The following is a 20,662-nucleotide window of genomic DNA, read 5'->3' as shown; positions in this document are numbered from 1 at the left end:
TGTTATAATTTTTGAAACATCTTTTTCATCTTTTTACCACCTTCCGTCATTCTTTTACGACTACCATTACAAACCCATCGTATCCTTTACTTCCGACAGTTTGAAGCGCAGTAGCACTTACACGTGGCTCTGCAGCTATTAATTCATAGAAGCGACGTATCCCTTGTACGCGAGGATCGTTACTCGTATTGTCAATAACTTCTCCTTCACGTACTACGTTATCACCAATAATTATAGTACCAGGGCGTGATAGTTTCAGTGCCCATTCAAAATAAGTAGGGTTATTTTGTTTATCAGCGTCTATAAAAATAAAATCAAATGGTTCATACTTCTCATTTTCGATTTGCTGTAAAGAATCTAAAGCTAATCCTGTTCGCACTTCAATTCTATCATTCAAATTGGCACGCTCAATATTGCTACGTGCAATTTCAGCATGCTTTTCACTTGCCTCCAATGTAACAACTCTGCCTCCAGATGGCAATCCCCTTGCAAGCCATATCGTGCTATATCCGCCTAGAGTACCAATTTCCAAAATGTTTCGAGCTCCTTGAATTTGTACTAATAGTTGCAAAAACTTCCCTTGCGTTGGCGATACATCATGTGCTGGTAAATTAGCTGCAGCGTTTGCTTGAAGTACTTCTTCTAATGTAGAATCTTTCGGTATTAATACATCACTCACATATTGATCAACAGCCGTCCATTTCTCAATCGTACTCATGTAAATACCATCCCTTTCAATATATTTCTACTATTCACATATTATTATACAGAAAATTCTGCCTTATAAACAAAAATAAAGAAGGGACATCTACTCCATTACAGAATAAATATCCCTTCTTTTGTTTATGAAATTATCCCTTACGGATTAGTAGACCAAAGTCCTGCTGATTTAATAAATGTACGTTTATTTAATTTCAGCTGCGCTACGATAAACTCTGCAATATCTTCTGCTTGCATTACTTTATCTGGGTTTCCATCAGTTAACCCTAAATCTACAGCCATATCAGTTGCTACTGTACTTGGGGTTAAAGCTGTTACACGAATATTATGTTTGCGAACTTCCATCGCTAACGATTCTGTTAAGCCAAGAACACCAAATTTAGAAGCACTGTATGCACTTGTTACAGGTGCACCTTTTTGTCCTGCTGTAGATGAAATGTTAATAATATCACCAGATTGTTGTTCAATCATACTTGGTAAAGCTGCACGAGTTGCATAGTATACACCCATTAAGTTTACTTGAATGATTTTTTCCCAATCAGCAACGTCTAATTCTAAAAACTTACCGAACTTAGAAATACCAGCGTTATTAATTAAAATATCGATAGACCCTAAACCATTTTTTAACGTTTCAATTGCAGTCGTTACCTCTTCATATGAAGATACATCAGCAGTCGTAATAACAGCTTTTACGCCTTCTGCTTCTACTTCTTTCGCTACAGCTTTCAAGTTTTCTTCTGAACGAGCTAAAAGACCTACATTTACGCCCTCTTTCGCTAATGCGATTGCTACAGCGCGACCAATTCCTCTACCTGCTCCTGTAATTAAAGCATTTTTACCTTGTAATAATTCTGCCAAGTATAACACTCCTTAATCATCTCAGTTATGTATTATATTAAAATTGTATCTGTGTTTATGTAAAAAGGCAATGATGCACTTTCATGTGCGTAGGTTACTTATAGGTAACTACGGAAAGTTTTTATTGATAAGTCTCATGTTTTTGCCATAATTCATGTAAAATAAAAATAAATCCAGCATAGGAGAGTGTATGTGTATGAAAAGAAAAAAATGGTTCTTGTCACTAACTGCAGTCGGACTATGTATCATATTTTTGGCTATGTACTTTATATTTGGTAATCCACTACATTATAAAGTAATAGAAAAAGATACTAGCGACTATCTCTATAATATACAAGGCTATAAGCAAAAAGAAATACAAAGCATAACCGGAAAATATACTCCCATTTATAATATCGGCTATTATGCAGAGGTAGTATATAAAGACGAACCTTATTTTACATACTCTTATACATACGATAATAATAAGAAAATAATACAAGACAACGGCATTTTAGGAAGACATACTGAGTCATTTAAAAATCTTAATTTAAACTGGTCATTGTTTGACGAGTTAGTAGACGGTATCCATACTAACTTGCAAGAAAGAGGTTTAAGCGAAAAGAAAGATTATTCTATACGCTATGTTCAATTCATTGATATCGATGATGATACAAACGGTGCAGAAGCATATGTTGACTTTAAGAAAGATAAAGAATCAGATTATTCATACCGTATGAATGGCCAAGGAACAGCTTATCAATATAGTTGCAGTAACGGGGAATGTATTTTTAAAGAAAAATAGTGTTAGAAGATATCCTCCTAACACTATTTCTCTTCATAATTCGGAATACACACAATAAATTCTGTTCCATTCCCTTCCTCACTCTCGACTTTTATTTCTCCTTGATGAAGGTCAAGTACCTTTTTTACAATGGCCAAGCCTAAGCCACTTCCTCCATAAGTACGATTTCGTGAAGAATCCGCTTTATAAAACCGTTCAAAAATATGTTGTTTTTGTTTTTCAGATATACCAATTCCCGAATCATGGATACGTATTTCTACGAATTTCTCATATTCTTTTAACTGAATTGTAATTGTGCCACGACTTGGCGTAAATTTAATACTATTATGAATTAAATTAATCCACACTTGACTCATACTTTCTTGATCCGCAATTATATACACTTTTTCTAAATCAAGGTCTAATTCAATTTCTTTTTCAGCCCAGAGCGGTTCACTATTTAACACAGTTTGCTTTAACTGTTGATCTAATCGATAAGTCACTCTTTCTGGTGTATACTCTTCCGACTCTAAAAGAGTTAGTTTCAGTAAATTTTGGCTTAGTTTAGATAATCTCGTCGTTTCCGTTTCAATAATGGTAAGATAATGCTTTCGTTTTTCCTCGGAAAGATTGTTATCTTGTAGCGCTCTAGCATATCCTTTTATAGATGTTAATGGTGACTGTATTTCATGAGAAACATTCGATACAAATTCCTGGCGCATTTTCTCCATCGCATTCAGTTCATCTGTCATATCATTTATACTTTTTACGAGTACACCAATTTCTCCATCATACTTTTCTTCATTTCGTATTTTTACGGAGAAGTCTCCTTTTGCAATTTTTTGTATCGGTTCAATAATAGTCCAAATCATTGCCTCTCGTTTTGGTCTCATTAATATCCCAATCAATGTCCAGATAAGAACAATAAATACAAAACCGACCATATCACTAATTAGAAAGGCCACAAACGACGATACGTTTACTTCAAAAGCATTCAATATACTAGTTGCTACATAAAATGCGATAGACCAAATTATAGTGAGAAAAGAAAAAAGCGCTAATACCGCTCCCGTTACTTTCAACATCTTCAACTTACTCATTCGTTTTCTTTTCCTCATTTACTTACCTCTAAGCGATACCCTAATCCTCTTATCGTTTTAATACTAAACTTCGACTTCTCTTCTTGAAACTTCTCACGTAGTCGATTAATATGAACGTCTAGTGTACGTTCATTCCCTTCAAAATCATATCCCCATACATCTTCAATTAACTGCTCTCTCGCACAAGTTCTTCCTGCTTTAGAACCTAAAGTAAAGAGCAATTCGAATTCTTTTAGCGGTAATGTGACTGTTTGTTCTCCGGCTGTAACTTCAAATGTTTTACGATTTAACAGTACATTCCCAATTTGAATCGATTGCGACACTGTAATTTGGTAACGTTTCAATAACGCCTTAACTCTCACTACTAGTTCTATAGGATCAAATGGTTTTACAAGATAATCATCCGTGCCAAGGTGAAATCCTTTTACTTTTTGAGACGTTTCCCCTTTAGCAGTTAGCATCAAAATCGGAATATCATAGTACTTCCTTAATTCAAAACATACATCAAATCCATCCATATTTGGCATCATGATATCAAGAACAACCATATCAACTTTTACTTCGTCTATTTTCTGAAGTGCATCTAGTCCATCAATTGCCTCATATGTTTGAAAACCTTCTCGTTCTAAAAATACAGAAACAAGTTCCCTAATGTGCGGATCATCGTCCACTATTAAAATGTTAGGTATCAAAGAAACCATTTCCTTTCTAATTCGCATCCTTTATAAAACTTTTAAAAATGAATCATTAGTGGAGTAAAAACCCCACTAATGATTCATTTTATAATACGCCCTCTTTAATTTTCAATTGTTGCGTTGCAAATTCACGATACATATCATGTGTCTGTAATAATTCATCATGTGTACCGCTTCCTGTAAGATTCCCTTTTTCTATAAAGATAATTTTATCTGCATCCACAACAGTAGAAAGTCTATGTGCAATAACTAATGTTGTTCTGCCTTTCATTAAGTTATTTAACGCTTTCTGAACGACAGACTCTGATTTACTATCTAGACTGGAAGTTGCTTCATCTAACATAAGAATTTGTGGATTTCGAAGTAACGCTCGAGCAATTGCAATTCGCTGTCTTTGCCCTCCAGAAAGCTTCACACCACGCTCTCCAACTTCTGTTGCATATCCGTTTGGCAAATCATGAATAAATGCATCAACATATGCCATCGCTGCTACTTTTTCAATTTCTTCATCTGTTACTTCACCCTCAACACCGTAGCAAATATTATCACGAATTGTCCCATCAATTAACGGACTATCTTGTGAAACGTAACCAATTTGACGTCGCCATGATTGCAATGAATAACTCGTAATTGAGTCTTTTCCTAATTTAATGGCACCGCTAGTTGGCTCGTAAAAACGTTCTAATAGTGAGAATAACGTCGTTTTCCCGCTACCACTTGGTCCTACAATCGCTGTTACTTTTCCTGATTCAATTGTGAAATCAATATTCTTTAAAACTTTCTCTTCTTCGTTATACTCAAAATGTACATTTTCAAGAACGATTGGCTGCTTAGCATTTGTGACTTTCACACCAGTTTCATGATCTTCTACTTCATATTCTAAAATTGTATTAATTCTTTCCGTTGCACCAATTGCCTTTTGGAATTGTGTAAAGAACATAGATAATTGACTCATCGGCATTATAATTTGAACTAAATATAAAATAAATGCTACTAGTTCTCCTGTTGTTAATGCACCGCTAGAAACTCGCATTCCACCATACCCTACGATAATAACAAGTAATGCCATTAAAACAAACGACATAACTGGTGAAATTAACGCTTGCACTTTTCCCTCTTTCAAGCCAAATTGTAATAGCTTTTCAATACCTTTATTTCCAGTTTCATATTCCTTTTTTTCTGTGTTCGAAGATTTCACTAAACGAATTTCTGATAATACTTGTGTTAATACACTAGTAAAAGAAGCCGTTTCATCTTGAAGTGCTTTTGAAATCTTATACATTTTTCGTCCAAGTGGAACTAAGATGAGTACTGATAACGGAATAACCGTTAAAAGTAAAAGTGTCATTTTCCAATCTAAAACAAATAGTACAATTAATGATCCAACAATTGAAATACCGCCTGTTAATAAATTTGACAAATGCTCAGAAATTAACGTTTTCACAACTCCTGTATCATTTGTCATACGGCTAATTGTATCGCCTGTTCTATTTTGATCATAATAAGTTACCGGTAAAATAAGCACCTTTTTCCACAAACGTTCTCTCAGTCCAGCTACAATCTTCTGTCCTATATAATTTAGTAAATATATAGACAATCCCGCGGCTATAGTTTGCATAATAAAGAATGCAATTAGCCCAACAATTTGTCCTGTACTAATTGACGAAAGTGAAAAATTATCTACTAAGCCCTTCGTTAACATCGGTATAAATAAACTTGCTCCAGTAGAAAGTAAACTCATTAATAACGCAAAAGCAAGAATCCCCTTTGGAGGATTTGTATCTTGAATAAGGCGTAAAAACTGCCTCCATCTCCCTTTTTTCTCCATCTCATTTCTAACTTCCATTTTTGTTCATCTCCTCGTGTTCAACCAAACTGTTCTTTCTAAAAGTAGAATACAATACAAATGTAAACTGAATGTAAACACACTTTTTCTGTTTTTACAAAATATACATACAAACGCATCTTTACAACAGATATAAACATCTGATATTATTACCTGGTACTTAATATTATTCTATGTGAATTATAGATAACTAATTTACAATACTGTATAAATCTCCCGTTATTGAAAGGAGTATCCTTTTTGCAAACAAATATACATTCCGAAAAGGAAACAATCATTTTTATTCATGGATTAGTCGGCAATCGTCGTGCCTTCAAAAAAGAGCATAAGCGATTTTCCGCCTCTTACAACATTATTACTTATGACTTATTAGGTCACGGCGACGATAAAGGAGAAGCTATCGAATTTTCATTACAGCGCCTCGTAGATCAACTATTGAAATTATATGAAAAAGAAGGTATTACAAAAGCTCATATTTGCGCTCTAAGTTATGGCTGTTATATCTCTACAATTTTTGCACAAATGCACCCAGAAAAAGTATTAAGCATTTGTCATATTGGTGGACATTATAATAATCCATCCCTTTTATATAACGTATTTCAAAAATTTTGGGAGAAGCGCGGAGACGAATACTCTAAATGGCTCTCTCAATATGCAAATACCATTTTTCCAAGTGGCATACTAAAGGCAAATCCGTTCGCAGTCATTTCAAGAAATATTTATTACCGTTTCGGATTGCAATTACATTCATCAATTATTTCCCAATCATTACGGCATCGTTTAGAATTCGATTTAAAATCTAAATTAAAATCACTTCCCCACCCTATATTATGGGTAATGGGTGAACATGATCATCTCTATAAATCTTGTCTTTTTGATTTAAAGTCCATTCTTCCTAACGTTTTATATAAAGAAATACCGTTAGCAGGACATGCAGCAAACTTATTCCGTCCGAACTACTTTCATGACCTATACGCTCGATTTTTAAATGGGAAGTTACAGTAAAAACTACTACATTCCCAATTTATTCAACTATAAAAAGGCTTCCCAAGTTTCCCTGGAAAGCCTTTTCTCTATACGAAAAGTATATAAAACTACTTTTTCTTAGTATGCTTTTGTGTAACCTAACATGTGCTTGCTCCAGTAAGAGTTACTTACAGAACTAATACGTACACCAGTTGCATCAGTTTCTGCACTAATGAACTGACCGTTTCCTAAGTAAACACCCATGTGAGAAGGACCTGATTTATAAGTATTTTGGAAGTATACTAAATCACCTGGTTGTGGATTGCTAGTTTTTGTTTTAGAGCTCCAGTATCCAGCAACTGTTTGACGAGCGCCTTTATGACCAGTTTGATTTAATACGTAGTGAATGAATCCACTGCAGTCAAAACCAGCAGGTGTTGTACCAGCAGTTCTGTATGGTGAACCATTTAATGATCTAGCGAATCCAGCGATTGAAGATGTATCTCCACCTGTTGTTGGTTTTTGTACGTCTTTACCTGGTTGTTGAACGTTATTTGTAACGTTATTGTTATTTGTAACGTTGTTTACTCCGCCTTTTACAAACTTAACGAAGTCTGCACTTACGTAACCTGTACGGCCGTTATGGTTAATTTTGTACCAACCATTTTCAGCGCCAGTAACGTTTAATACTTTACCTTGTGTTACGCCACCGATTACAGCGTTGTATGTAGCTGGGCCTGTACGTACTTTTAAAGCACCAGTGTTAACAACATAAGAACCACCAGTTTGAACTGTAGTAGTATTGTTGTTTGTAGTTGGTTGTTTTGTTTCGTTAGATACAGCAGAACCACCTTTTGTTACGAAGTCTTTGCTTACGTATCCAGTTCCACCATTGAAGTTGATTTTAAACCAATCTTGTACTTCACCTACAACTTGTACTGTTTTACCTTTATTTACAGAGCCTAATACTGTATGAGATGCACTTGGGCCTGTACGTACGTTAAGTGAAGAAACGTTTACTGTGTAAGTACCAGTTCCTTGTTGAACAGTAGTTCCTGTTTTACCACCAGTCGTTACGAAGTCACCACTTACATAACCAGTTTGACCGTTTACAGTTACTTTGAACCAACCGTTTTCTTGTCCAATTACTTGTAGTACTTGACCTGATTTCACTTTAGAAATAACGTTATGTCCTGTACCAGCACCTGAACGTACATTTAATACATCAGCTGTTACCGTGTATTTTAATTCAGAAGTTGTTTCTACCTTTTTTGTTTCAGTTACAGTCGTTTGAGTTTGAGTTTGTCCATTAATTTCTTTTAGCGCTTCATTTGAAACTTGTGCCTGAGCAGAATCCATACCTGGAACTGCAACACCTACTACAGAAGCTGCTGCTAAACCTGCAATTACTTTTTTCATAAGTTGTCTTTACTTCCTTTCCCTACTATCCTCTTAAAAAAACTTATAAACTTAATACATTACAATATTATCAAAGTAAAATATTCATTAAGTTCCATTTTTTAACAAGAGTTTTATTTTTCACACAGAGTTCATTTTAAATGAATGAAGTGAATTCCGTGTGAACTTCATGTGAACTTTACCATTAAACTTATTGTTTTTGCAATGCTTTTTTCAATTCTCTTATGTATTTCATTGAAAATTCGACATTTCATTCATTATCTGAATATACATTTTCTATCCACTTTGAAAAACTCTATTCATCTAATCCAATGCAAAGAATGTATTTCCTAGTAAAGTTCCTTCCATGAAGCATACTCTTATCATGACAAAAAATACTTTTTTTATCAATAGTATAATATTTTTAGAAAACTATTTTTGATACTAGCTATCGCTTTTAAAAGATTTGACGATTTGTAAGATTTAACTTCAAAAATCCTGTTCTAATTTGGCGAAAATACACACCCACTACCCACTTTTCACTAACTATGGAATTTATAGGATATTTATATTATCATATATACAGCGGCATTTTAACCAATACAAATTTTATTTACCCTACACTGAAACCTATGGAACTTTTACAGGGCGGTACATTGAATTTTGAGATGGAAGTCTTATTGCCCGCAAATAATGGGATTAAAAAAGGAGGTATATTTATGAAAAACATAATAGATGATCCTATAAATAAAAATATAGAATTGTACTCTGCTTTTTTTCAATTCGTTTCAATTATTACCTTACAAAAAATATCAACTATTGAAACACGTAAAAACGAATTAAAAGATCAGATGAAAAATTCCTATCAAAAAAATCCTTATTACTTATAAAAGGTGAACAGGTTGTATCCCTGTTCACCTTTTATCTCGCATTATTTATAAATTTTCACACGATTTTCTAAAGGTTGGTATTCTTTTTCACCTGCAGGTACCACCGGTTTACCAAACGGCATTTGCGCAGTAAGTTTCCAGCTTTCTGGAACTTCCCATTCTTTTCTCACTTCTTCATCAATTAATGGATTGTAATGCTGCAATGTAGCACCAAATCCTTCAATTTCTAAAGCTGTCCAAATTGCAAATTGTAACATTCCTGAGGATTGCTGTGACCACGTTGGGAAATTCTCTTTGTATAATGCAAAGTTTTCTTGCAGTTCTTCCACTACTTGACTGTCTTCAAAGTATAAAACCGTTCCATAACCACTTTTAAATGCATTCATTTTTTCTTCAGTAGATGCAAAGTTATTTTCAGGTACAATTTTTCGTAACGTTTCTTTCGTAATATCCCATAACTTATCATGTTGTTCTCCTAGCAAGACGACAACGCGGGCGCTCTGAGAGTTAAAAGCTGAAGGTGTATGTTTTACAGCATGATAAATCACTTCTTGAATTTTTTCATCAGAAACTACTTGCTCTTTACTAATCGCGTAAATAGATCTTCTGTCTTCAATTGCTGTGTAAAAATCTTTTGCCATCATAATTCCCTCCAATTTTCATTTGAGGCTTTTTCATATGTATACATCATGTTCCGCCTCTTAAAACTTATCATTAATAAGCTTCTAACTTTATACTATCAACAAACAATAATAAACTCAAATAATAACACTCACATTTTTTACCTTTTTACTTCCTAATACTAACAATAAAAAGGCAATTTATTGTTACCGATAATAAGTAACAACAAATTGCCTTGCTTATATGATGATCCAACTCAGTATTTCACTTAATTAACTAAGCCAAAAGCATAAGACATTAGCTTGTTCGTCTCTGTAAAACGTTGCGTTTTACCTTTCGTTCCCATTACAACAGTAATAATACGAGTATCACCTTGTTTTGCTGTACCCGTAAAACAATACCCCGCGCTATCTGTAAATCCTGTTTTTAATCCGTCTATTCCTTCTATATATAAAGCTTTATTATTTTTGTTTAACATATCATTTGTACTTATAACATTAATATTATTAAATGCTAACTGACTTTGACGTAAATGAGTCACTTCTAATATTTCTGGATAGTCTTTTATTAGATGATACGCCAAGTTTGCTACATCAGCAGCCGTCATCTTCGTCTCACTTCCATCAGGTTCTTGTAGTCCTGATGCATTTGCGAATTTAGCATAATCCGACATTTTTAACTCCTTCGCTTTTGCATTCATAAGCTGAACGAAATCTTTCTCCGCCTTAGCCATATGTTCTGCTAAAGCCACAGCCGAATTATTTGCCGATTCAATCATTAATGCATGGTACAAATCTTTAACAGTCAATGTGTCATTCACTTGGACTGGGATTCTCGCACCCTCTGTTTGTGCCGCTTTCGTACTCATTTTCACCGGATCTTCCCAGCGAACTTTCCCATTATGTACATTTTCTAATAGAAGATACGCTGTCATCATCTTAGACATGCTTGCTGGCGCAAAAGCTTCTTTTTCATTATGTTGATAAATAACTTCTCCATTACTCGCATCAATAATCATAGCTGCTTTTGCATCAATTTTCGGTGGTATGTACTTTGGTGGCACTACTTTTTCAGCTAATCCTGTTTTAGGTAGTTCTGCCACCTGTAAAGGTTGTCCCTCTATATTTGTTGCACTCTTTTGAGTTCCTTGGAATAAGAACCAACATATCCCTAAAATAATGACTACTAGGATCGTCAGCCTTCCCCATTTTAACCGCTTCATTTCAAAACTCCTTTAGCAAACCTTTTATACACTCACGTTTAACCATAACAATAATTACTTTATATCGTCAAGGTAAAAAGCATATTTATTCATCTAATACATTTATGTTACACTAATAATACCGAAATATAAGAATATTCAATGATAAATATTAGAAACTCATAATTCAATAGAAAGGATTCTTACGATGCTACTTCCAAAACCATTAAAATACGGTGACACAATCGGCATTTATTCGCCCTCTTCACCAGCAACCTACACTTCTCCTAAAAGATTTGAACGAGCGAAATCTTATTTACAACAGAAAGGATTTCACATATTAGAAGGTTCACTAACAGGTCGATATGATTATTATCGCTCCGGCAGTATACAAGAGCGTGCCGAGGAACTGAATGCTTTAATAAGGAATCCTAATGTATCATGTATTATGTCAACAATTGGCGGTATGAATTCCAATTCCTTATTACCTTATATTGATTATGATGCTTTTCAAAATAACCCTAAAATAATGATTGGCTATTCAGATGCAACAGCTTTATTGCTAGGGATTTATGCCAAAACAGGAATCCCTACATTTTACGGTCCGGCACTCGTCCCCTCCTTTGGAGAATTTGAGCCTTTTGTAGATTATACATACAATTATTTTGTAGAAACATTACTACATGATCAATCGCTTCCTTACAACATAAAACAGCCTTTATTTTGGTCAGATGAATTTATTAATTGGGAAGTGAAAACGAAAGAAAAAGAACTTAAACCAAATAATTGGATTTCCGTAACAAATGGACAAGCTACTGGACGTATTATTGGAGGGAACTTAAATACAATAGAAGGAATTTGGGGTAGTCCTTATATGCCATGTATTCAAAATGGGGATATTTTATTTATTGAGGATAGTTCAAAAGATGCAGCTACTATTGAAAGAAGCTTTTCATTACTTAAAGTTAACGGCGTATTTGATAAAGTTTCAGGTATTATTCTTGGAAAACATGAGCAGTTTGATGATTGTGGTACAAATCGCAAACCTTATGAAATATTATTGGAAGTACTGCAAAATCAAAGAATTCCTTTATTAGCTGACTTTGATTGTTGTCATACCCATCCGATGATCACTATGCCGATAGGTGCTCAAGTGAACATGGATGCAACTAATAAAACAATACATATTTTAGAACAATGGAAGATATAAAAAAACACTTATATTATAGGAAGAAAATATTATAAACTTTTCCATTAGAAAACATAAAAAAGCTCCGTTCATCACAAACGGAGCTTTTTTATTATTGTCCTAAATTTTGAACCTTCTCTTTCAAATCACGAACTTGATCAATCGTCTGCATAAGCTCAGAGTTTTTAAATTGCTCTACATCCACTTTTCCTTCTTCTATCTTCGTCATTGCCGTATCAATTAATGTATTTAACTTTTCGTTATATCCGACGATTTGCTGATGAAGATCCTTTGCTACATCAGGTGGTGTTAATTCATTGAAAGCGGGTATATCTTGTTTAATTTCACTAAGCTTCGTTTCTAACTCTTTTCGAGCTTCGCTATCATTAACAGCCTTTTCAGCTAATGCTGGTGCATCATTTGCAAATGCACTTATTTCATTTACATAGTCTGTCGCTTTTTGAGCATAATCTATGGAGTTCTTTCCTTGCTCTACTAGTGAACATCCCATTAAACCAATTGAAACTATACATACTAATAAAATTGATTTGATTTTCATTTTAGACTCCCTTCGCCTTTATAATTGTCTGCAATTTTCTCTATGCATAACTTCTAGCTAAATTACTTATAACCTTTTTCAAATAGCTATTTACCCTCTTACATGCCCTATTATCGTTACAGCATCTATTTCTATATTTACGCTAATAATATCTTCAATTATATCCATATATCCTTGTCCTATAGCTGTTCCATAGTGTAATGTAAGCCCCTTCTTTTCATACACTGACTTTGGCACCGAAAAAATAAACCTCCTCAAGTTACTTTCATCAGCTGGTTCCATAATTAAAACAATCCCATCCTCATCAAACATATATGCTCGCCCTCCAACTTTACATTCACTATGGCTCAGTATTGCCTTTGTCAGCTAAATTTAAAACATAATAAGTTAAGATACAACTTTGCTGTATCTTAAAAATAAAAAACATTAATTCTTTTTTGTTAAGAATTAATGCTTTTTAAAAAATCATTTTCTGACTCTAGCATCTTTTTTTGACGAGGTTTTATTTTTTTTACGGGAACTCCAGCATAAATATACCAATCATCTAAACTCTCTTTTACCATACTCATCGCACCAACTGCTGTGCCTTCTCCTACAGTTACATTTGGAAAAATAATAGAATCAGCACCAATAATCGTATGCTTTTTTAAAATAACTTTTCCTGTTTTCACATTCCTATATTGATTCGGGACAGTTGGCCCCATTAATGTATTTCCACTGAAATCATCTAGTACTGCATATACGATTGTTTTAGCTGAGATATTTGCAAAGTCATACATTTCAATCCCAACTTCCCCTCCATATAACGCTGTATACGCTGATATATGCGAATAACTTCCAATTGTGATTTTACCACTTAAAATACAAAAATCATCAATTCTTACATTATTACCAACTGATATAACACCTGGATTATATATACTTGCTTTTTTACTAATCAATACATTTTTCCCAACAGATAAAAATCCAATTTTCTTTAGCTCTTCTTGACTATAAAAACTATTCATCTGCCGACACCACCTTCTGCCCTAAACAGATTACAATTTGTTCTACTATTTCTTTCGTCATTCCTTCCCATAAAGGTAAACTTACTATTCGTTTGGCTATTTTATTCGTTTCTATTAAATCTGTAGACTTATAAGTTCTAAAAAGAACTTGTTGGTGGCATGATGGTGAAAAGTATAATCTAGCTTCTATTTTCTGTTTTTTCAGTTCTTCTATCACTTGTATGTTGTGAACTTCTTCCGGACAAAGAATAGGCATAAATTGTTGAATAACTGCTTCTGTCTTTTGGAGTTTCCATCCTTTTTTCATTAATCCATTACTTTGTAACAATTGTTTATACCATTCAGAAATACGGGTGCGTTCTTTTAATTTTTGATTCCATTTTTTCATAGTCGCAATCCCAACAGCTGCCGCATATTCAGACATTTTACAATTAAACCCCATCATCGTACATTCACGATTTTTATCAAATCCGAAATTACCCATTCTTTTAATACGTTGTATATCTTCTTCCTTTTTACTATATATGAGCCCTCCTTCACCAATTCCGAACGGCTTTGTTGCATGAAAGCTATATACGATCATACCACTAAAATCCTGACCGTAATGCATACTTCCATTCATTAACCCAAATCCCGGTGCCGCATCTACGACAACCGGAATACCCTTTTTCTCTAATTCTTCATATTTTTCTAAGTCCATCCATGATCCAAAAGTTGCGTACGGGACAACAATCGCAACCTCTTCTTTTAATTCTTCAATCTTATCCCAAAGTACTGTTTTATCCATATACCAATCATCTATTGAAATATCAATAAAATAAGGTTCCAATCCACACCAAATAGCCGCTAATGGAGTCGCAGGGAATGTAAAACTAGGCATGAGGGCATATTTTCCTTTTCTTCTTTTCTTAAGTTGAATAGCGGCCATTAACCCTAATGTTGCGTTTGCCACCGTTGTAACAGCGCCCCTGTTCTGAAAAAATCCCGACATAATTGTTTCTTCAAAACGTTGATTTATAGGTCCATAATTCGTATATATGTGAGATGTATCAATTTCCTTCAATTCGTCCAAATACTCAATTACAGGTACAGTTGAAGCACGCAAAAAAGGAATATTCTCCATATCTATCTATTCCTTCCTATCATTTTCGGACAATATAGAGCGTATCTGTTTCAGATAATCCAAATTTCCTAGCACTTTTCATTCCTTTTCTTTCAGCTACGTTATATAATTCCACCTTAAACCCTGCATTCATTAATCGTTGAATGAATCCCGATTGATTATAAATTCTCACATGATCTTCTTGACCAAAAGCTAATTTTCTCAATTGTGGTGTTACAATTAATTTATTTTCTATAATAGAATCTACATTCATTACGATTGGTACTTGAATAATTCCCCATCCATTTGGCTTTAATACTCTATATAACTCTCGCATTGCTTTGTCATCGTCAAGAACGTGTTCTAATACATGGCTACATAAAATTACATCAAAAGTATTACTATCATATGTAATGCTTGTAACGTCAATTTCCTTCATTAATGGATCCTTTGGTTCTATATCCCCACATACATACGTAATATTTTTATACTCGTTAAACCAATCTCTTAACTTCTCTTCAGGTGCAATATGAAGCATAGTGTATTCTCTACTTAACAAGTCCGTTTCCATTTCAATGTACGCACGATACAACCTTTCACGATCCATTGAACTACAAACTGGGCATATCCCTGTATCTTTATTCCACATCTCAAATTTATATTTCGGAAAATCATAATGTGCTGGCCAAGGTGAAAATTTTTCAAATTGCTGATTGCAATATTGACAATAACAAGATTCTTTCTCAAACATATGAGCGACTAGCTTGTTTAACCCTTTTTTTATCTTTTCATTATAAATTTGATCTAGTTCCCCATTTCTTACCGCATCCTTAACTATAAATCCCGCATTTTCTAAACAATAAGATAAACTCTCTTTATAATCTCTCTCAGAACTTAAAAATCCACTATTATATGCATCTATAATTAATTCAATCCACTCTTCAATTGTCATTAAAATAAAATGTATTTGTTTTTGATTTTGTCCACTATGTTGTCTAAAATAACTAAGAGGTTCTTGTATATAAACTACTTTTCCTTTCCTCATCATATCTAGCCAAGTTGCAATGTCATTAATAGAAGAATAAGCCTTTCCTTTAAAATACCCAAACTTCCCTTCAAACAAATCTCGATTAAACAGAACAGTTGTCGGCTCACCAACTATATTTTTTAAATTTTTTAATATGTAATTTCCTAATTCTTTTCCTTCAAAAAGTGTAGTTTCTTTCGCAATTTTCATATTCAATGTTGAGGGTGGTAATATCTCTCCATTCTCATCAATCAGTTCACGATATGACGTCACAAATGAAATATTTTCTAACGTCAAAAAGTATTTCATCATTCTCTCGATCTTTTCATGATGAAATAAGTCATCATCTAATAAAAAGTTTATATAATCCCCATTCGCAAGTTCTATACACTTATTAAAGTTTTCAGCAACTAACGGAGTTTCATTTTTAGCATATGTAATACACTCATATTCACGTAAATACGGTTGAATCATAGCATTAACTTCATTATTTGTACTGTCGTCAGAAATAATAATTTCAATATTTTCATATGTTTGATTCAGTGCGCTATTGAGCGCTAATTCCAAGTAATAAGGTCTATTGTACGCGGGAATAAGTATACTTACTTTTGGTAAAGGAGAATTATTATTTATATGTTGTTTTTTCTTTTCTATGTTTATTTTCTTTCTCCTAATTTTTTGATAATAGTCTAATGTATACAATATCGATGATGGAACTATCCTTCTTGCATAATCTAGAAAATTAGTTATCGCTTTGTCTAATTCTTTTTCGTCGGATAAGAAACCATATTTTTTTCCTGCTATAATACTATGTGAAAAATCTTCTAACCCATCCATCATTTTATTAGATTCATTTAACTGTTGATCTGGATGTAATCGAAAGTAACTAAGTGTCTCTGCTATATATACTGCTTTTCCTTTACTTAATAAAGATAACCATGAAGCAATATCTACGTTACATAGATACCGCCTCTTATCAAAAATCCCATACGGTTCTTGTAAATCATTTTTACGAAATAAAACTGTTGTCGGTTCTCCGATATAATTTTTTTGATCCACAATTACCCTATTTGCTAATTCTGTTCCCTCTATAATCGTATCCTTTTCAAATAAACGGACAGTTGAATAAATATGTCGTAGTTCTTGCCCTTTATCATCAATTACTTGGCGATGAGATGTTACAAGCTTAATTTCATTATCTAGATCATTCAAAAAATACTTCATCATTTTTTCAATTTTATTCACGTGAAATATATCATCATCCATTAAAAAGTTTACATACTCACCGTTCGTTTCATTAAATAACATTAGCGCATTTTCAAATTGTCCGAGAGTTGACCTGTTTTTTATATAAATAATATTTGAATGATTACATAAGTATTTTTGTAACACCTTTTCTGTTTCGTCATTCGTACTATCATCTCCAACTATAATTTCTATATTAGGATACGTTTGTTCTAACACACTACATAATGCCTTTTCAAAGTAGCGAGGTCGATTATACGTAGGAATTAACACACTTACCAACGGAAGTTGATCTACCACCTCTACAGTTCTTTCAATATGAGTTCTCATTTTACTCTCTCACCTCTTCGCATATTATTTGTATACGCGATGCAAAAATCACATTACTTTAACTGTATGGAGCCTATATACTTTTATGCAAATATGAATCGAAATATCATACTTTTCGTTCCTGAATAAACATATTTAATAACGCGGACATTTTATTTGCACCTTTTTTATTCATATGATCACTATCATAAAAATCTTCATCACAAAATAATGGTGAATCAAATAGATCTATGATTTGAAAAGAATATTGTGCTTGAAAATCATTTATAACTTTATAAAAATCTTCTTTTAATTTCTTACTACTACAATTGAAATAATGTGAAGTAACAGGGAAGACAACAATTAGTGGCTTTATATCATTTTTTAACAGTAATTCTAAATATGTTTTAAAAATCGTTTTATTTTCAACTAAAGTATGAGGATACGACAATTTAGCATGTGAAGCTGCTCTCATTTTCCCATGTTCTTCAAAAGGAATATGAAGGGGAGTAGTATTCCATTCAGCATTTATCCAAGGTAGTATCAATGATTCATCTTTTAGTTCGTCTAATAAAATATATTCAAAATGCAAAGTAAAAATAGAAAAAAGTTGTTTCGGACTATCTAGATGTGAGAATCCATCAGTGGGTAGAGGAGAATGAACTACAGTATGATGACCATCTTGAAACAATGGATAATATACTTTGTGAATTCTATATGCTTCAGATGATAACGACATGTCAAAGTAAAAAGAGAAATAGGCTATTCCTATCAAACAATATTGAAATGAATGATCGTTTGATAGAAGTTGTGACGCTATTAAATAATCATAGTATAGATCTTGCGATGGAAGTGTTAATTTTATTGACTTTTTTGAGAGGAGCTCCGTACTTATGCCACAATGCGGATAAGACAAACCGGTAGCAAACAATTCATATGTGGGATCACTCTTTACTTTTTTCATAGACATGTATAAAAACATAAGATCCGGATTTATTTGATATATAGAAATTAATTTATTCCTCCATTCATACATGTATTTTGTTAAATTAATAATTTTTTTACTTTGCACGCCCTTGTTTATCAATTCATTTGTAAGTTTTTCTGCGTCCACTCTCCAAATGACTATATATTGAAAAGAATTTTCTATACGAACAATAGTTGAAACGTCTACAACATGAACTATTGTTTTACATTTATTTTTGTCTAATGCATTTTGAATCCTTACCCCTGATACTTCATCACTTAAAACAATAATTTTATACTGCTCCTTCATGTATATCCCCCTCCATTATATGTATAATATGAAATTCATTTTTCATTCATAATGATCATATGCATCTGCAATCCAACATTAAAAAAGAATAGAATATTCATTTCAAAACAAAAATAGCTCCACCATTTGGCGTAGCTATTTTTACAATTATTACTTATTCAAACTATATTCCTTTATCTAACTCATAAAGCTTTCGATACTTCTCGTTTTCTTTCAGAAGTTGTTCATGACTGCCTTGCATCACAATTTGACCACGATCAAGGAATATAACTTCATCTACATGTTCAATTCCTACAAGGTGGTGTGTAATCCAAATAACAGTCTTTTCTTCTGTTGCAGAAAACATTGTTTCTATTAAAGATAGTTCTGTCTTTGGATCTAAGCCGATCGTAGGTTCATCAAGTACAATAATTGGAGCCTCTTGCATTAGCGTTCTAGCAAAAGCAACCCGTTGTCTTTCTCCACCAGAAAACCTTTTTCCCATTTCATGCATTTTTGTTTGCAATCCATCTGGAAGAGAAGCTATATGCGAAGCTAATTGTGCTTTCTCTAAAGCTGTCCATATCTCTTCATCCGTAGCCTCTGGTTTACCGATTCGCACATTATTTCCAATTGTCGTATCGAATAAATGCGGCTTTTGATTCAATACAGAAATATATTTTGATAAAAGATTCGTATGAGCATGTTCACTATTCAATAAAACTTCACCATGTAACGGGCTTAGCGCACCTGCTAACAATTTTAACAAAGTAGATTTTCCTGTTCCACTTCTTCCTAAAATGGCGATTTTCTTTCCTGCCTTTATTTGCAGTGATACTTCTTTCAATACAAATTCATTACTATCTGGGTAACTATACGATACATTATTTAATTCAATGTCTATATATTTTGATGCAACATAATCTTTATCCTCATGTAATTCCTTTTCATCCTGTAAAACATCATTAGCTTCTACTTTATTTAGACGATGAGCAGATTCTACATATGATGGAATTCGATCGATAGCATCTGAAAGTGGAATTAACGCATTTGTCACAGATAACGTCATTAAGACGAAAGCCGCAATAACGGTAGATGCAATCTGTTCACTTGCTGCCTCATTTCCAGTCCATATGATCATTGAAATAACTACGATCCCCACTACTAATTGAATGATACTGTCCCGAATATGATTCCAGCGCTTCATTCTTTTTTCCGTTTTTAACAACTGAGCATTTTGCTCTACATACTTATCAATGAATTCATCTTTTCTACCACTTGCTTGCCAATCAGATAGCCCAAAAACAGCGTCTGTTAGTTGTTGATACAAACGGCTTCTTCCTTGCTTTAAAGTAACATGATGTTGCTTCATTAAAAGTAATGATACAAACGGAAGAAGAAAAACGATAATAGCCAACATACATGCTGCAATAAGTGCAAATACTACGTCAAATGCTCCGATAACAAGTACGAATATGCTATATACAACTAACGCTAATAGACTAGGAAATATTGTACGTAAATATAGGTTTTGCAAATGCTCTATATCTTCGGATAATATACCTAACATATCGCCCGTTTGAAATCGTGAGCGGAAAAATAACGCCTGCGGTTCTACTATTCTGTATAGTTTCGTTCTCATCTTTTCTAATATGCGTAGTACGACATCGTGTCCAACTAAACGCTCTAAATAATGAAATACCGCTTGTCCTATACTAAACGCACGTGTTGCAACAATAGGAACATATACAGCCATTACATTTTCTGGTCTAAGAGCAGATTTAGAGATTAAATAACCTGAAATGAAAAGTAACATCGCACCTGAACTAACTCCAAGAAGACCAAGGAAAATAGTTACAGTCATTCTACCTTTATTTTGCTGTATATAAGGTTTAATCCAGTTACTCATCT

At 33.4% G+C, this 20,662-nt stretch carries 19 protein-coding genes; 4 read left to right on the top strand and 15 right to left on the bottom strand.

What is annotated here, in order from left to right; all coding sequences use genetic code 11:
• Window positions 1-46: 46 nt before the first annotated feature.
• Together ACU8YW_RS09665 and ACU8YW_RS09660 are read right to left on the bottom strand one after the other, a co-directional pair.
• Window positions 47-718, bottom strand: coding sequence for an O-methyltransferase (locus ACU8YW_RS09665; RefSeq protein WP_106382826.1), 672 nt, complete (start codon window positions 716-718; stop codon window positions 47-49).
• A gap of 140 nt (window positions 719-858) precedes the next feature.
• Window positions 859-1,578 carry a 3-ketoacyl-ACP reductase gene (locus ACU8YW_RS09660; protein ID WP_142343625.1) on the bottom strand — a complete coding sequence of 240 codons (720 nt, stop codon included), beginning with the start codon at window positions 1,576-1,578 and terminating at the stop codon, window positions 859-861.
• A 196-nt stretch (window positions 1,579-1,774) separates the two neighbouring features.
• On the opposite strand from ACU8YW_RS09660, the gene ACU8YW_RS09655 reads away from it, so the two are divergent.
• Window positions 1,775-2,362 (top strand): DUF3139 domain-containing protein, encoded by a 588-nt coding sequence (locus ACU8YW_RS09655; RefSeq protein ID WP_426933749.1) that lies wholly within the window; start codon window positions 1,775-1,777, stop codon window positions 2,360-2,362.
• Window positions 2,363-2,385: 23 nt separating this feature from the next.
• On the opposite strand, the gene hitS is transcribed toward ACU8YW_RS09655, so the two are convergent.
• From hitS to ACU8YW_RS09640, 3 genes are all read right to left on the bottom strand, one after another.
• On the bottom strand, window positions 2,386-3,459 hold the full coding sequence (gene hitS / locus ACU8YW_RS09650) for an envelope stress sensor histidine kinase HitS (protein ID WP_446894058.1): 1,074 nt from the start codon (window positions 3,457-3,459) through the stop codon (window positions 2,386-2,388).
• Complete coding sequence (hitR, locus tag ACU8YW_RS09645) at window positions 3,456-4,133, bottom strand: response regulator transcription factor (protein ID WP_217993520.1); 678 nt, start codon at window positions 4,131-4,133, stop codon at window positions 3,456-3,458. The genes hitS and hitR overlap by 4 nt, the downstream gene beginning before the upstream one ends.
• An 88-nt stretch (window positions 4,134-4,221) precedes the next feature.
• Entirely contained in the window at window positions 4,222-5,982 is a 1,761-nt protein-coding gene (locus tag ACU8YW_RS09640; protein WP_088608620.1) for an ABC transporter ATP-binding protein, read from the bottom strand.
• A gap of 240 nt (window positions 5,983-6,222) precedes the next feature.
• Between ACU8YW_RS09640 and ACU8YW_RS09635 the strand changes: the two genes are divergently transcribed.
• Entirely contained in the window at window positions 6,223-6,987 is a 765-nt protein-coding gene (locus ACU8YW_RS09635) for an alpha/beta fold hydrolase (RefSeq protein WP_060490040.1), read from the top strand.
• 99 nt (window positions 6,988-7,086) lie between these two features.
• Here ACU8YW_RS09635 and entFM read toward each other — a convergent pair whose 3' ends face one another.
• A complete protein-coding gene (gene entFM / locus ACU8YW_RS09630; protein WP_046955009.1) occupies window positions 7,087-8,367 on the bottom strand; it encodes an enterotoxin EntFM in 1,281 nt (426 codons plus the stop codon).
• 698 nt (window positions 8,368-9,065) lie between these two features.
• On the opposite strand from entFM, the gene ACU8YW_RS09625 reads away from it, so the two are divergent.
• Window positions 9,066-9,236, top strand: a complete 171-nt coding sequence (locus ACU8YW_RS09625) for a hypothetical protein (RefSeq protein WP_048543210.1) — start codon at window positions 9,066-9,068, stop codon at window positions 9,234-9,236.
• Between the two features lie 41 nt (window positions 9,237-9,277).
• Here ACU8YW_RS09625 and ACU8YW_RS09620 read toward each other — a convergent pair whose 3' ends face one another.
• Window positions 9,278-9,880: a nitroreductase family protein gene (locus tag ACU8YW_RS09620; RefSeq protein WP_170968397.1), complete on the bottom strand. Its 603-nt coding sequence runs from the start codon at window positions 9,878-9,880 to the stop codon at window positions 9,278-9,280.
• Window positions 9,881-10,125: 245 nt separating this feature from the next.
• Complete coding sequence (locus ACU8YW_RS09615) at window positions 10,126-11,079, bottom strand: D-alanyl-D-alanine carboxypeptidase family protein (protein ID WP_098856694.1); 954 nt, start codon at window positions 11,077-11,079, stop codon at window positions 10,126-10,128.
• A gap of 187 nt (window positions 11,080-11,266) precedes the next feature.
• Between ACU8YW_RS09615 and ACU8YW_RS09610 the strand changes: the two genes are divergently transcribed.
• Entirely contained in the window at window positions 11,267-12,268 is a 1,002-nt protein-coding gene (locus ACU8YW_RS09610) for a S66 family peptidase (protein WP_098088445.1), read from the top strand.
• Window positions 12,269-12,359: 91 nt separating this feature from the next.
• Here the strand turns inward: ACU8YW_RS09610 and ACU8YW_RS09605 are convergent, their stop codons facing one another.
• The 7 genes from ACU8YW_RS09605 to cydC form a co-directional block, all read right to left on the bottom strand.
• Window positions 12,360-12,806, bottom strand: coding sequence for a DUF6376 family protein (locus ACU8YW_RS09605; protein WP_087982909.1), 447 nt, complete (start codon window positions 12,804-12,806; stop codon window positions 12,360-12,362).
• Between the two features lie 90 nt (window positions 12,807-12,896).
• On the bottom strand, window positions 12,897-13,118 hold the full coding sequence (locus ACU8YW_RS09600) for a hypothetical protein (protein ID WP_087982911.1): 222 nt from the start codon (window positions 13,116-13,118) through the stop codon (window positions 12,897-12,899).
• A gap of 128 nt (window positions 13,119-13,246) precedes the next feature.
• A complete protein-coding gene (locus tag ACU8YW_RS09595; protein ID WP_088608624.1) occupies window positions 13,247-13,813 on the bottom strand; it encodes an acyltransferase in 567 nt (188 codons plus the stop codon).
• Entirely contained in the window at window positions 13,806-14,936 is a 1,131-nt protein-coding gene (locus ACU8YW_RS09590; protein ID WP_098856693.1) for an aminotransferase class I/II-fold pyridoxal phosphate-dependent enzyme, read from the bottom strand. Before ACU8YW_RS09590 ends, ACU8YW_RS09595 begins: the two co-directional genes overlap by 8 nt.
• A 19-nt stretch (window positions 14,937-14,955) precedes the next feature.
• Window positions 14,956-17,517 (bottom strand): glycosyltransferase, encoded by a 2,562-nt coding sequence (locus ACU8YW_RS09585; protein ID WP_426933751.1) that lies wholly within the window; start codon window positions 17,515-17,517, stop codon window positions 14,956-14,958.
• Window positions 17,518-17,623: 106 nt separating this feature from the next.
• Window positions 17,624-18,772, bottom strand: a complete 1,149-nt coding sequence (locus tag ACU8YW_RS09580; RefSeq protein WP_199695715.1) for a hypothetical protein — start codon at window positions 18,770-18,772, stop codon at window positions 17,624-17,626.
• A 163-nt stretch (window positions 18,773-18,935) separates the two neighbouring features.
• Window positions 18,936-20,660, bottom strand: coding sequence for a thiol reductant ABC exporter subunit CydC (gene cydC / locus ACU8YW_RS09575; protein ID WP_088608627.1), 1,725 nt, complete (start codon window positions 20,658-20,660; stop codon window positions 18,936-18,938).
• Between the last annotated feature and the right edge of the window lie 2 nt (window positions 20,661-20,662).

It is taken from the genome of Bacillus pretiosus (genome assembly GCF_052947655.1).
Note: the sequence above shows the minus strand (reverse complement) of the source record. Positions and strands in the feature narration are given on the sequence as shown.

What these genes read in the sequence shown, in the direction of transcription:
- ACU8YW_RS09600 (WP_087982911.1), bottom strand. Translation starts at nt 13,118, where the DNA reads ATGTTTGATGAGGATGGGATTGTTTTAATTATGGAACCAGCTGATGAA.
- ACU8YW_RS09615 (WP_098856694.1), bottom strand. Translation starts at nt 11,079, where the DNA reads ATGAAGCGGTTAAAATGGGGAAGGCTGACGATCCTAGTAGTCATTATT.
- ACU8YW_RS09595 (WP_088608624.1), bottom strand. Translation starts at nt 13,813, where the DNA reads ATGAATAGTTTTTATAGTCAAGAAGAGCTAAAGAAAATTGGATTTTTA.
- cydC (WP_088608627.1), bottom strand. Translation starts at nt 20,660, where the DNA reads ATGAGTAACTGGATTAAACCTTATATACAGCAAAATAAAGGTAGAATG.
- ACU8YW_RS09580 (WP_199695715.1), bottom strand. Translation starts at nt 18,772, where the DNA reads ATGAAGGAGCAGTATAAAATTATTGTTTTAAGTGATGAAGTATCAGGG.
- entFM (WP_046955009.1), bottom strand. Translation starts at nt 8,367, where the DNA reads ATGAAAAAAGTAATTGCAGGTTTAGCAGCAGCTTCTGTAGTAGGTGTT.
- ACU8YW_RS09610 (WP_098088445.1), top strand. Translation starts at nt 11,267, where the DNA reads ATGCTACTTCCAAAACCATTAAAATACGGTGACACAATCGGCATTTAT.
- ACU8YW_RS09590 (WP_098856693.1), bottom strand. Translation starts at nt 14,936, where the DNA reads ATGGAGAATATTCCTTTTTTGCGTGCTTCAACTGTACCTGTAATTGAG.
- ACU8YW_RS09665 (WP_106382826.1), bottom strand. Translation starts at nt 718, where the DNA reads ATGAGTACGATTGAGAAATGGACGGCTGTTGATCAATATGTGAGTGAT.
- ACU8YW_RS09625 (WP_048543210.1), top strand. Translation starts at nt 9,066, where the DNA reads ATGAAAAACATAATAGATGATCCTATAAATAAAAATATAGAATTGTAC.
- ACU8YW_RS09605 (WP_087982909.1), bottom strand. Translation starts at nt 12,806, where the DNA reads ATGAAAATCAAATCAATTTTATTAGTATGTATAGTTTCAATTGGTTTA.
- ACU8YW_RS09620 (WP_170968397.1), bottom strand. Translation starts at nt 9,880, where the DNA reads ATGATGGCAAAAGATTTTTACACAGCAATTGAAGACAGAAGATCTATT.
- ACU8YW_RS09655 (WP_426933749.1), top strand. Translation starts at nt 1,775, where the DNA reads ATGAAAAGAAAAAAATGGTTCTTGTCACTAACTGCAGTCGGACTATGT.
- ACU8YW_RS09640 (WP_088608620.1), bottom strand. Translation starts at nt 5,982, where the DNA reads ATGGAAGTTAGAAATGAGATGGAGAAAAAAGGGAGATGGAGGCAGTTT.
- ACU8YW_RS09585 (WP_426933751.1), bottom strand. Translation starts at nt 17,517, where the DNA reads ATGAGAACTCATATTGAAAGAACTGTAGAGGTGGTAGATCAACTTCCG.
- hitS (WP_446894058.1), bottom strand. Translation starts at nt 3,459, where the DNA reads ATGAGGAAAAGAAAACGAATGAGTAAGTTGAAGATGTTGAAAGTAACG.